General features: G+C 44.6%; 9 protein-coding genes. All 9 read left to right on the top strand.

The features are described from left to right. The first annotated feature begins 279 nt into the window (after positions 1-279). Positions 280-1,263, top strand: a complete 984-nt coding sequence (locus tag DC345_RS24540) for an ABC transporter permease (RefSeq protein WP_113055424.1) — start codon at positions 280-282, stop codon at positions 1,261-1,263. 15 nt (positions 1,264-1,278) lie between these two features. After that, positions 1,279-2,181 carry a carbohydrate ABC transporter permease gene (locus tag DC345_RS24535; protein ID WP_076291217.1) on the top strand — a complete coding sequence of 301 codons (903 nt, stop codon included), beginning with the start codon at positions 1,279-1,281 and terminating at the stop codon, positions 2,179-2,181. A 186-nt stretch (positions 2,182-2,367) separates the two neighbouring features. Beyond that, complete coding sequence (locus tag DC345_RS24530; protein WP_113055423.1) at positions 2,368-4,056, top strand: ABC transporter substrate-binding protein; 1,689 nt, start codon at positions 2,368-2,370, stop codon at positions 4,054-4,056. 380 nt (positions 4,057-4,436) lie between these two features. Then, entirely contained in the window at positions 4,437-6,140 is a 1,704-nt protein-coding gene (locus DC345_RS24525) for an ABC transporter substrate-binding protein (RefSeq protein WP_076291219.1), read from the top strand. A gap of 317 nt (positions 6,141-6,457) precedes the next feature. Then, the gene (locus DC345_RS24520) at positions 6,458-8,155 is read left to right on the top strand and encodes an ABC transporter substrate-binding protein (RefSeq protein WP_397333741.1); all 1,698 of its coding nucleotides are present in this window, start codon (positions 6,458-6,460) and stop codon (positions 8,153-8,155) included. Positions 8,156-8,431: 276 nt separating this feature from the next. Beyond that, positions 8,432-10,813 (top strand): glycoside hydrolase family 95 protein, encoded by a 2,382-nt coding sequence (locus DC345_RS24515; RefSeq protein ID WP_113055498.1) that lies wholly within the window; start codon positions 8,432-8,434, stop codon positions 10,811-10,813. Between the two features lie 16 nt (positions 10,814-10,829). Further along, the gene (locus DC345_RS24510) at positions 10,830-12,176 is read left to right on the top strand and encodes a GH1 family beta-glucosidase (protein WP_113055422.1); all 1,347 of its coding nucleotides are present in this window, start codon (positions 10,830-10,832) and stop codon (positions 12,174-12,176) included. Positions 12,177-12,574: 398 nt separating this feature from the next. Then, positions 12,575-12,838 (top strand): hypothetical protein, encoded by a 264-nt coding sequence (locus DC345_RS24505; protein WP_091000449.1) that lies wholly within the window; start codon positions 12,575-12,577, stop codon positions 12,836-12,838. 317 nt (positions 12,839-13,155) lie between these two features. Further along, the gene (gene cyoA, locus DC345_RS24500) at positions 13,156-14,109 is read left to right on the top strand and encodes a ubiquinol oxidase subunit II (RefSeq protein ID WP_113055421.1); all 954 of its coding nucleotides are present in this window, start codon (positions 13,156-13,158) and stop codon (positions 14,107-14,109) included. The last annotated feature ends 12 nt before the right edge of the window (positions 14,110-14,121 follow it).

The following is a 14,121-nucleotide window of genomic DNA, read 5'->3' as shown; positions in this document are numbered from 1 at the left end:
ATTGAAAGGACCCCCTGAGGTCCTTTTTCTTTTTGGTATGAATTAAAGTAAACGATTTCTATAAAACGTTTTCGGTAATTTCCATTTTCAAATTGAATTTCCTTTTAATTTCATTAATAAATAATAGACAGCGTCATTATCACTAATTTTATAGATATAATATCGGATTTTATAGGGGGATATCTAATTTTTATATGATTTTCTCTAAAATCCAGCTGGTATTTTGAAAACGCTCTATCAGGTATGATTATTTTATAAATCAGAGGAGGGGGAACGGAGATGGAAACGCTAACAGAAAAATCCGCTTCCGCGAAAAAAAGCAGTGACCCCAATCCGTCAACACAAAAACGGCGGAATAGAATTTGGGACAGCATGAAACAGCAAAAGTATCTCTATCTTATGTCATTGCCATTCGTAGTTTGGGTTTTTGTATTTAACTATCTGCCACTATGGGGATGGACGATGGCTTTCCAAAATTATAAACCGGCCAGATCGTTCGGTGATCAAGAGTGGGTTGGTTTTAAACACTTTGTAGAGCTGTTCAGTGATGATCGCTTCTATCTGGTACTTCGAAATACGCTTGCAATGAGCTTGATGGGACTGGTTGTCGGTTTTATCGTGCCGATTTTCTTTGCGATTCTCTTGAATGAGATGAGAGGCATGTTCTTCAAGCGCGCCGTGCAAACGGTATCATATCTGCCTCACTTTGTATCCTGGGTCGTAGTGGCAGGGATTATTACCAAGATGCTCTCCACCGATGGCGGGATTATCAATGACATTTTGGTAAACCTAAACATTATCGATCAGCCGATCCAGTTCATGGCGAAGGGGAACTTGTTCTGGTACATTGTAACCGCTTCAGATATGTGGAAGGAAACCGGCTGGAATGCCATCATCTATCTGGCGGCCATTACCGGTATTGACCAAGAACTTTACGAAGCTTCCCGTGTAGACGGGGCGAACCGTTGGAGACAAATGTGGCATATTACGCTGCCAGGCATTCGGACTACGATCTCTGTACTGTTCATCATGTCTATCGGGCATCTGATCAGTATCGGTTTTGAGAAGCAATTTTTGCTGCAAAACAGTCTGGTGCTAGACTACTCGGAAGTACTTGATCTATACGCGCTCAATTATGGTTTGAATATGGGACGATTCTCGTATGGTACAGCCATAGGCATATTCAACTCCGTTGTCAGTATCATCCTTCTGTTTACAGCGAACGGATTGTTCAAAAAATTCACCAAAGAAAGCATCATGTAGGGAGGGGACGACATTATGGCGAACAAAGCATTCAATGCTACTCGGGGCGATAAGCTGTTCGATATATTCAACATCCTCGCGATGACCCTGGTGCTGATTGTAACACTGTATCCATTCCTGAACGTACTGGCTATCTCACTTAATAACTCGACAGATACCGTACGTGGTGGAATTTACTTGTGGCCACGTGATTTCACATTGCAAAACTACAAAACGATTTTCCAATACGATGGATTGCTGCAAGGTTTGCAGGTATCCATTCTACGTACCATTGTAGGTACGTTGCTCGGCTTGATCAGTTCCTCAATGATCGCATTTACACTGAGTCGTCCTGACTTTAAGTTGAGAAAGTTTGTTTCCACTGCACTTGCACTCACGATGTATTTCTCCGGTGGTCTGATTCCGGTGTACATCCTGATGCGTGACCTGAACCTGATCGGTACGTTCTGGGTATATGTATTGCCAGGTATGATCAGTGCGTTTAACGTGTTCATTATCCGTTCCTTCATTGACGGTTTGCCGTATGCCTTGCAGGAATCTGCGAAGCTGGATGGCGCGAATGACTTTAAGATCTATTACAAAATCATTTTGCCGCTCTGTAAACCGGTTCTTGCAACCATCGCGTTATTCTTGGCTGTAGGCCAGTGGAATGCTTGGTTCGACACGTACCTGTATAATGGTTCGAAGGCGCATCTGACCACGCTCCAGTACGAGTTGATGAAAGTACTGCAAAGTACACAGCAAGGCTCAGGAGCCGGACGGAATGCCAATGATATGGCACAGCAGATGACACAGATTTCACCAGAATCAATCAAGATGGCGATCACGATCGTTGTTACGGTTCCAATCCTGATTGTGTATCCATTCCTGCAAAAGTATTTTGTGGGTGGTATGACATTGGGTGCAGTAAAAGCTTAAGCAAGTTTGTACAGGCCGCCACATAGATAGAGCGGCTGTATAATAAAAGAAGCATCAGAATGCCCGAAGCGCAGCAATTTGGCCTGCGCTTCACCGTATAGGGCTGCGGAGTGGCATTCATGAAGCTATAGACAGGGACAAAAAAGTCCCGGATAGACAGACATATGAAACGGGAGGATTACCATCATGGCAAGAAACAAAATGAAGATTGCACTGGCTCCAGTGCTTGCGATGTCTTTGCTCGCAGGTTGCGGTGGAGGAAACAGCGGCGAAACGTCGTTTAAGGACACAAGCGGTGATACGTCTCCGATTACTTTTGACTTTTTTAGCGTCGATCCCAGTCCGAACTGGAATGGAATGAAGGATGAAGTGGGGAAGGTCCTTACAGAGAAAACAGGAGTAACCCTTAACGGTGAATTTGCCGTAAGTGGTGGTCAGGATAAAGTATCCTTAATGGCAGCAAGCGGAGACTATCCGGATATCGTGTCACCCAAAGGAGAGCTAAGCAAGCTCGTGGATGCTGGGGCGATGGTCGATCTGACTGATCTGATCGAGCAATATGCTCCCAATCTGAAGAAGCTGTATGGTAATTACATGGACCGGCTGAAATATAGCAACGAAGATCAAGGGATTTATGTACTACCTACCTATTATGCGGTAGATCAGAAGTATTTTGATGCAGGCGGCGGATTTGGGATTCAGCAGCGTGTATTGAAAGAGCTGGGATATCCTGAAGTACGTACACTCCAGGATTATGAAAATGTATTAAAAGCATACAAAGAAAAACATCCAACGATTGACGGTCAACCAACGATTCCGTTAACCCTGGACGCAGATGACTGGAGAATCATGATTACGGTAACGAATCCGGGCTTCCAGGCAACAGGGGCTCCGGATGACGGCGAGTACTATATTGATCCTGAGACATATGAGGCAAGTCTGCATTACAAACGTCCGGAAGAGAAAGAGTATTTCCGTTGGTTGAACCATATGTACGCAGAAGGACTGCTCGATCAGGACAGCTTCGTACAGAAAACGGATCAATACAAATCCAAAATTGCAAGTGGACGTGTTCTGGGTGTCATTGACCAGGATTGGGGTTATTCCGATGCGGAGAACGCATTGAAAGCAGCGGGTAAAGATGAAGCGACCTATTCACACTTCCCGGTAACTCTGTCTAAAGATATCAAGGATCATTCCTTCCAGGACCCTGGTTTTGTATCTGGATGGGGTGTAGGGATTACAACATCGAATCCGGACCCGGTTCGTACAATTAAATTCTTTGATTACCTAGCTTCTGAGGAAGGCCAAGTGCTGATGAACTGGGGTATTGAAGGTAAGCAGTACGAAGTGAAAGATGGTAAACGTGTGATTCCGGCGGATATTCAGGACCAAAAAACGAATAATGCTGCCGTATTCCAGAAAGAAACAGGTATTGGCCTCTATACCAATATGTCTGGTCACTATGGAGATGGCGTTAAAGATTCCACCGATAACTATTACACAACGAATTTCCCTGAGCAGATTGTAGCGGCCTATTCCGATGCAGAGAAAGAGACACTCAAAGCATACGGCGCAACAACGTGGAAAGATCTGTTCCCAAGTGAAGATGAGTTCCCGGTTAAACCATGGGGAGCAGCGTACAATATGCCGACTCCAGGAGACTCGAATTACAACGTTATTTTCCAAAAAACACAGGATATTATCCGTAAACGGATCCCAGAAGCAATCCTCAGTTCACCAGAGCAATTTGATGCCATCTATGACGGTATGATTGCTGAACTTAACAAGGCAGGAGCAGAGGACATGGAAAAACAATACACCGAGCTGGTGCAAAGCCGTGTTCAATTGTGGAGCGGTGAAGAGAGCAAGTAATACGTTTTAGCAGAATACTTTTTCGAAAAAAAGGGCCCAGGAAACTGGGTTCTTTTTCATACCTAAAACGTTTTCCGAAAAACGTTTTCAATTTTATGAATTCGCTATTGACAAGGACTTTTAGAGGGATTATTATTCAATTATGAAAGCACTTTCATTGTTGGTTTAGCAAGGCATGTACACGATTCACTTCAGTCAAATTGGGTATGAATTGGTCCACGAATTACTTTGAAAGAGAGAGTGTTTTTCACTTCTTATAGAAAACGCTTTTTATGTTATTAAATCAAACGTTTTACAATCAGAATCACCCGATTACGGTATGTGCAGGTCAGCCTGTTCTACAATAGATAGCTTCATTTTATCCATAAGGGGGATTACACATGAAGGGCAAAACACCAAAAACATTCGCAATGCTTCTGTTAGCCAGCGCTCTTGCCATTACAGCAGGATGCAGTGGTAGCGGAGGAGGAACTACGGCTTCAGAGACACCAACGGACACAGGGGATACGACCAGTCCAATCACCTTTACGTTCTTTGGTGCTGACGCAAGTCCAAACTGGAACAATATGAAGGACGCAGTCGGCCAAGAAATTACGAAACAAACAGGTGTTACAATTGAAGCGGAGTATGATGTGAATAATGGTGGCGACCAGAAGATACCTTTGATGGCTGCCAGCGGTGATTACCCTGATATTATCTATCCTAAAGGTAACTTGTCTAAGCTTGTGGATGCAGGCGCGATGCTTGACCTGACCGATCTGATTGACCAATATGCACCAAACCTGAAGAAAATCTATGGGGACCAGATGAACCGTCTGAAATACAGTTTGGAAGACCAGTCCATTTACACGATCCCAACGAACATGGGTGTAGATAATGTTGCGTTTGACGCAACAGGCGGATTTGAGATTCAGCAGAAGGTATTGAAAGAACTTGGCTACCCAGAAGTGAAAACGCTTGAGGATTATGAGAAAGTTCTGAAAGAATATTATGCTAAACATCCAACCATTGACGGACAGCCGACCATTCCGCTGACCCTGAATGCAGATGACTGGAAAATTATGATCACTGTAACTAATCCAGCCTTCCAGGCAACCGGTGGACCGGATGACGGTGAATATTACATTAACCCTGAAACGTATGAAGCGGTGCTGCACTACAAACGTCCAGAGGAGAAAGAATACTTCCGCTGGTTGAACAAAATGTACAATGAAGGCATCCTGGACAAAGATACATTTGTGCAGAAGGATGACCAATACAAATCCAAAATCGCAAGCGGTCGGGTACTGGGGCTGATTGACCAGGAATGGAACTATGGCGAAGCTGAGAATGCATTGAAATCAGTCAACAATGGCGAGAATACGTACGCTCACTTCTCCGTATCCCTTAACAAGGATATTGTGGACCATACATTCCAACCAACCGGATTCGATGGATATGGCATCGGTATTTCCACAACTGCGAAAGATCCTGTACGTATTATCAAATTCATGGATTGGCTCGCCTCGGATGAAGGCCAGGTGCTGAGAAACTGGGGTATTGAAGGCCAACACTATAATGTTGAAAACGGCAACCGTGTCATCCCTGCTGACGTGCAGGATCGCAAAGTCAATGACAACTCTGCTTTCACCAAAGAAACAGGTATTGGAATGTACAACATCTTCAGCGCTAGATACGGAGATGGTGTCAAAGATTCCACAGGTAACTATTACACAACGAACTTCCCTGAACAGATTCAAGCAGGTTATACTGCCGCAGAGAAGGAAACATTGAAAGCCTATGGCATTACAACGTGGAAAGATTTCTATCCTTCTGAAGATGACTTGAAGCTGAAAGACTGGGGCGCAGCATATAACATGCCAGTACCTTCGGATACGGATTATAACGTAGCGTTCCAGAAAACACAGGATATTGTCCGCAAACGTATTCCTGAAGCGATCCTTGCCAAACCTGAGAACTTCGACAAAGTGTATGATGATCTCCTCGCTGAGCTTGATAAAGCAGGTGCAGTAGAGATGGAGAAACAATACACCGTTTGGATCAAAGAACGTGTAGCTCTGTGGACAGGTAAAGACGTGAAATAATAATGAAAATAAGGCATAATATATGAACATTTTCATTGCAAGAAAGGTCCCTGGAAAGGGGCCTTTTTTGTTGTTGACGTAAGGGGGCGGATAGCATATAATCGTTAATGTAAGCACTTTCAGTAAGCGTTTTAAATTAATTTACGAAAACGTTTTATGTATTTTGTCAGAGAGTTTATATGAGCTAGGTTTTGAGAAAAAGATTACAAATTTAATTTTTTAGTAAGCGCATACAGAAATGTGTCTTACAGCGGTATCCTCAGGCTTAAAGCCTGTTATACAGATAAAACCTTCATAAATAATAGGGGGATTAGACAATGAGAGGCAAAATGAAAGGCAATACACCCAAGACGTTTGCAATGTTGATGCTCGCAAGTGCTATGCTGGTTACAGCTGGATGCGGAAATTCGGGAAGCAAAGAAACCTCCGAGTCCAGTGGAACCGAACCGGTTACCATTACATTCTTTGGTGCGGACGCAAGTCCAACCTGGAACAAGATGCAGGATGCAGTCGGTAAAGAGATTACCAAGCAAACAGGCGTTACAATTGAGGCTGAATACGATGTGAACAATGGTGGCGATCAAAAAATTGCGCTTATGGCTGCCAGTGGTGATTACCCTGATATCGTTTTCCCAAAAGGTAACTTGTCTAAACTTGTAGATGCAGGCGCGATGCTTGACCTGACGGACCTAATTGAGGAGCATGCTCCAAACCTGAAAAAAATATATGGGGATCAGATGAACCGGCTGAAATACAGTTCGGAGGATCAGGCCATTTATACAATCCCAACGAATATGGGTGTTGATAATGTTGCGTTTGATGCAACAGGTGGATTTGAAATTCAGCAAAAAGTACTGAAAGAGCTCGGATACCCTGAAGTGAAAACACTTGAGGATTACGAGAATGTATTGAAAGAATATGTGAAAAAACACCCAACGATTGACGGACAGCCGACCATTCCATTGACGCTGAATGCAGATGATTGGAAAATTATGATTACGGTAACGAACCCGGCATTCCAGGCAACAGGAGCACCGGATGATGGAGAATATTACATCGATCCTGAGACCTATGAAGCTACCCTCCATTACAAACGTCCAGAGGAAAAAGAATATTTCCGCTGGTTGAATCACATGTACAATGAAGGATTGCTGGACAAAGATACATTTGTGCAAAAGGATGACCAATATAAATCCAAAATTGCAAGTGGCCGTGTACTCGGTTTGATTGACCAAGAGTGGAACTACCAAGAGGCTGAAAATGCACTCAAATCAGCGGGCAAAGATGACAGCACATATGCTCACTTCTCTGTATCTTTGAACAAGGACATTGTGGACCATACGTTCCAGCCAACCGGATTTGACGGATATGGTATCGGAATCACAACTTCTGCCAAAGATCCGGTTCGCATTATCAAATTCATGGACTGGCTCGCATCGGACGAAGGACAAGTGCTGAGAAACTGGGGTATCGAAGGCGAACACTACAATGTAGAAGATGGTCAACGGGTGATTCCTCAAGAAATCCAGGATCGTAAAACCAATGACAACTCTAACTTCACCAAAGAAACAGGAATCGGGATGTATGGCGTGTTTAGTGCTAGATACGGTGATGGCGTGAAAGATTCCACGGATAACTATTACACAACGAATTTCCCTGAGCAGATTCAGGCTGGTTATACTGCGGCAGAGAAAGAAACGTTGAAAGCATATGGCATTACAACATGGAAAGATTTCTATCCTTCTGAGGATGATTTGCAACTGAAAGACTGGGGCGCAGCATACAACATGCCTGTACCTTCTGGTACAGATTACAGCGTAACGTTCCAGAAAACTCAGGATATCGTGCGCAAACGTATTCCTGAAGCTGTTCTGACAACAACTGCGAACTTTGATAAAGTGTACGATGATTTCCTCGCAGAGTTGGATAAAGCTGGCGCAGTCGAAATGGAGAAACAGTACACTGTTTGGGTTAAGGATCGTGTTTCCCTGTGGACAGGTAAAGACGTAAAATAACATAGGTTTAAATTAATAGGCGATTAAACAAAAAAAGGCCCTGAGTAAGGGTCTTTTTTGCTGTTCATGTGATGTTCAACATTGACGCAATTTTCGAAATCAAATATAATTTCCTTACTGTAAGCACTTTCAGATAAACGAAGATCAAGCTATGAATCTAAAAGACTTTGGACCTAATGAAATCAGTAATATATCATTTATTTAGTTTTGTTCGAAAACGTTTTAGTAAAGATTTGAAAATAGCTGATACAGGAACAGGAGTTATCTATGTTATCTATGTCCCCGATTAATGAGAGAACAAAAGAAAATCGTCTGTGGTACCGTCAGCCCGCTACTCGCTGGGAAGAGGCTTTGCCTATCGGCAATGGTCGCCTTGGCGGTATGGTGTATGGCGGAGCAGCTGATGAACAAATCCAGCTAAATGAAGATACTTTGTGGTCTGGATTTCCACGTGACACCATTCAGTACAGTAGTCAGCGTTATCTGAAGCAGACCCGTGAACTGATTATGTCCGGGCAATATAGCGAGGCTGAACAATTGCTGAATCGCGAAATGCTGGGACGTGATGTGGAAGCTTTTCAGCCGATGGGTCACTTTAAGTTGCAGCACACTGAACTGGACGGGATCCCGTACGATGAATTTGAGCGGGAGCTTAATCTCCACACCGGTATTACAACCACGAAGTATTCATATCAAGGCATTCGTTACATGCGTGAAGTATATGCCAGTGCGCCTGATGATCTTATGGTCTGTACCATCACTGCTGATCGTGAGGGATCTGTAAACGTTAGCGTTACGTTGGACAGTCCACATCCTTATAACGTTCAGGCTTCGGGCGATGCACTTACACTGTTCAGTCGCTGTCCAAGTCACGTTGAATCGAATTATTTCCGGGATCATCCGGAGTCTGTCATCTACGAAGAAGATCGGGGAACGGCTTATGCTGTGCGATTGGCCGCAACTGCGACGGGTAAGAATACCGAAATATCGGTTATGGAAGGGAGACTTCATATTCAGGGAGCAGATCAGGTTATTTTTTATCTGACAGCGGCGACCGCCTTTGAAGGCTATGATGTGACTCCTGTTAAAGATGATGTGCTTCTGGATCAGGAGTGCAGTGAGGTAATCAATAAAGCAATCGCTCATGGAATGAAAGCACTTCGGGAGCGACATGTGCTGGATCATGTCGCTTTATTTTCAAGAGTATCTATTGATCTAGGCGAATCACCGAATGAAGCATTGCCTACCGATGAACGGCTGCAAGCTTACCAGGCTGGAGCCAAGGATCATGGCTTGGAGGCTCTCTATTTTCAATATGGCAGATATCTATTGATGGGTAGTTCACGTAAAGGAAGCCAGCCTGCCAATCTGCAGGGAATCTGGAATCATCAGGTGGAGCCGCCCTGGCACAGTGATTATACGATTAACATCAATACCGAGATGAATTACTGGCCGGCAGAAGTATGCAACCTGAGTGAATGCCATGAGCCACTGTTTGGCTTGTTGGAGGATCTAAGCGATACCGGGAGAAGGACGGCACGCATTTTGTACGGAGCGCGCGGCTGGACAGCCCATCACAATGTGGATATTTGGAGGACATCCACGCCTACAGGCGGGGACGCAAGTTGGGCGTTCTGGCCAATGGGCGGCGTGTGGTTGACTTCACATTTATGGGAGCATTATCTGTTTACACGTGATCGGCAATTTCTCGCGGAACGCGCGTATCCAATCATGAAGGAAGCGGCACTCTTCTGTCTGGACTGGCTGGTAGAGGGGCCAGACGGATATCTGGTTACCGCTCCATCAACCTCTCCGGAGAACAAGTTCCTTACTGAGGATGGAGAGGCTCGCAGCATCTCCATGGCTTCGACGATGGATATGACATTGATTCGTGAGTTGTTCGATCGATGCATTGAGGCAACCAAACAACTGGATGTGGATCATCAACTGGCGAAGGAGTGGAGCGAGGCACGTAGCAAGCTCTATCCATTCAAGATCGGAAGCGAGGGGCAGCTGCAGGAATGGTTTAAGGATTTTGCCGAATCCGAACCCGGTCATCGTCACGTCTCCCATCTGTATGGTCTGTTTCCGGGGGAGCAGATCAATCGACTGGATACGCCTGAACTGGTGGAAGCAGCGCGAGTGTCACTAGAACGTCGTATCTCAAAAGGTGGCGGGCATACAGGTTGGAGCTGTGCCTGGTTGATCAATCTGTATGCGAGGCTGCTGGATAGCAAGCTTGCACATCAGTTTGTCCGTACGCTGCTGGCTCGATCCACGCATCCTAATCTGTTCGATGATCATCCGCCGTTCCAGATCGATGGCAACTTTGGTGGTACTGCCGGTATTGCCGAGATGCTGTTACAAAGTCATTTGGGTGAATTACATCTGCTGCCAGCCCTGCCTGAAGACTGGGCCAGTGGTAGCGTGAAGGGGCTTCGGGCACGAGGTGGATATACGGTGGCGATTGAGTGGACAGACGGCAGACTGTCAAGCGCCGAAATCAAGGCTGATCACGATGGTTCGATAACCATTCGGAGTGCGCACCCGCTGCGTGTGGAAGGAAACGATCAGGCCAAGGTGCAGCTTACACCTCAGGGTGATTATGTAGTTATTTTAACCATGACCGCAGGACAGACGATCCGCGTGTCATCATGAGACGGAGGAGTAAACGATGACAATTTTTCAATTTCCACAAGATTTCCGCTGGGGAACAGCAACAGCTTCCTATCAAATTGAAGGTGCAGCGCAGGAAGGCGGACGCGGGGTATCCATCTGGGATACGTTTGCCCGTACGCCTGGCAAAGTATTTAACGGAGACAATGGTGATGTGGCTTGTGATAGCTACCACCGTTACGAGGAAGACATCGAGCTGATGAAAAAGCTTGGGATCAATACCTATCGTTTCTCTATCGCCTGGCCGCGTATTATTCCTGATGGAGATGGCGAGATCAATCGGGAAGGATTGGACTTCTATCATCGATTCGTGGATAAGCTGCTTGAAGCGGGAATCGAACCTTTCTGTACGCTGTATCATTGGGACTTACCTCAGACGTTGGAGGATATTGGGGGTTGGGGCAACCGCAGGACGGTGGATGCATTTGTAAAATATGCTGAAGTTATTTTCAAGGAGTTTTCCGGAAAAATTAATTTCTGGCTGACTTTCAATGAACCATGGTGTATTGCATTTTTGTCCAACCTGCTTGGTATTCATGCACCAGGAAATAAGGATCTGCAAACATCCATTAATGTTGCTCACGGACTACTCGTTGCTCACGGTAAAGCTGTTCAGTCTTTCCGTCGTTTGGGTACAACAGGACAGATTGGTATTGCACCCAATGTATGCTGGGCGGAGCCTTACAGCAAATCTCCAGAAGATCAAGCCGCCTGTGATCGGGCGATTGCTCTGAATACGGATTGGTTCCTAGACCCGATCTACAAAGGGGCTTATCCACAATTTATGGTCGACTGGTTTGAAAAGGCAGGGGCCACAGTGCCCATTCAGGAAGGTGATATGGAGATCATCTCGCAACCGATTGATTTGCTGGGCATCAACTATTACACCATGGGCATTAATCGATTCAATCCTGAGGCGGGTGCATTGCAATCCGAAGAGGTCGATATGGGACTGACCAAGACCGATATTGGCTGGCCTGTGGAATCACGCGGACTATATGAATTTATGCACTATTTGCAAAAATACGGAAATGTGGATGTGTACATCACGGAAAATGGTGCTTGCATCAACGATGATTTGGAAAACGGCAAAATTAATGATGATCGCCGGATTGCATACTATGAGCAGCATTTGGCCCAAATTCATCGGATTATCAACGACGGCATTAATCTGAAAGGCTACATGGCTTGGTCTTTGATGGATAACTTTGAGTGGGCGGAAGGGTACCGTATGCGTTTTGGTCTTGTGCATGTGGATTACCGTTCGTTAGTCAGAACACCTAAAGAAAGCTTCTACTGGTATCAGAATGTGATCAAAAATAATTGGTTGGAAACACGAATTTAGGCTGTAACTTCAATGTTGAGGAAGAAGTGTTTGAACCTGATATAAAATAAGTAATAATGTTAGTTCAATTGTTAAATGCAGGGTAACACCTGTTTAATCAGAAAAAAGACGGTACATCGGAAATCCGGTGCACCGTCTTTTTTTGTTATTTATTTTCAGCAAAGAGTGCACATGTTCATGAAGGTTTCATAAGGCTTGAGCTGTTTCATGTTATGAGAAGAGCGTTTTTGGGTTATAAGAAGTAAGAAGAAGTGATCTGGTCCTTGTCAACAGTTAAAATACAAATAAAGTGTCCAAATTGCGAAAGAAATTTGAACATTTGTTGACTAAAAATCATACTGATGTGGTATATTGGTATAAGGAAAGCACTTACAAAAAGGGAAAAGGAAGTGTTTACTATGGCATCGAAGACAGCAATGGTAAGCCAATTGGAGCGCAAAGATAAAAATATGCGGCGTGCAGTGCTAACGATGACAGTTCTGGCTTGGATTGCCCTCATTACGGGAGTAATCATGTGCCTGATTAACCTGAATGATTTTAATGATCGCAACCTCGGATTAATGGTGGGTATCGGTTTCTTGGTGGGTAGTGTATTTATTTATGTAATTGCCAAATCGATTGGACTAGTTCATACACGCCGGGAAGACGAAGGCGCCGATTAAATAATCTTGCGTTAATTCGTTCATAATAAGACTGGATGAGCACCCGGAATCCCGGTCAATAAAGCCCTTTGCGGATTCGTTGATACTGTTCAACGGGACTGCAAAGGGTTTTATTTTGTGACTTGAAGTGTAAAGATTACAATGAGGAAATATCAAGTATGCAAGCGATTTGTGAGAAAAAATTCACACATTTAAGGTGCAAAATCGACAAATTTGTTAACATGAACAAAAAAGTTGCTCATTTCTGATATCTTTAGAAGGAAGAGAGTAGTATACTGTTTTTTCAGTATGAGCGAATTTAAGGAGAGGGGATCAAGATGAACAAGAAACCTAGGTCGCTAATTCGGATAATCATTCCGGTTGTCCTGACGTTGGTTACAATTGCATTGATTGTCTGGCCAATGCTGGCAGGCGGGCAGTACGTTGTTCTGGATCCGAAAGGGCCTATTGGCGCTTCGCAGAGAGATTTGATTGTCATTTCGACAATTCTGTGTGCAGTCGTTATTGTGCCTGTATTGATTTTGTCTGCAGTAATTGTATGGCGTTACCGCGACAAACCGGACAATAAATCTGCATATGAGCCTAACTGGTCTCATAGCACTAAAGCGGAGGCTATCTGGTGGACCGTTCCGATTATCATTATTGGTTTGCTGGCGATTGTAACCATTCGCTACACCTATGATCTGGAACCTTCGAAGCCAATGGCTTCCGAGAAAGCACCGGTGACCATTCAAGTATCTTCACTGGACTGGAAATGGTTGTTTATGTATCCGGAGCAAGGTATTGCAACGGTCAACACGTTGAATATCCCGGCAGACCGGCCCGTAAAATTTGAGCTCACCGCGGATTCACCGATGAACTCGTTCTGGATTCCGCAGCTTGGTGGACAGATTTATACAATGTCGGGTATGGCGATGACCTTGTACTTGCAAGCTGATCATGAAGGTCAATATTGGGGTTCAGGTGCCAACTTTACCGGTGAACATTTTGCCCAAATGCGTTTTGATGTCAATGCTACATCAGATGAAGATTTCGACAAATGGGTGAATGAAGTGAAACTACAATCCCAACCGCTGACGCAAGAAATGTATAAAACACTGGCGGAACCGGGAACAAGCAATGTAGCTTATTATTCTTCCTTCCCAGAAGGATTGTTCCAGGACATCGTGACCAAGTATGTTGTTGATGGTCAAAGTGCTCACAGTAAACACGGTGAAGCTTCTGGTGCCAAAGAGATTACTACGCAAGACGTGGACAAGAGTGCTAACTAAAGATTCGAAAGG

This window comes from Paenibacillus taichungensis (genome assembly GCF_003287275.1).
In the GTDB taxonomy this organism is placed as follows: Bacteria; Bacillota; Bacilli; order Paenibacillales; family Paenibacillaceae; genus Paenibacillus; species Paenibacillus taichungensis_A.
Note: the sequence above shows the minus strand (reverse complement) of the source record. Positions and strands in the feature narration are given on the sequence as shown.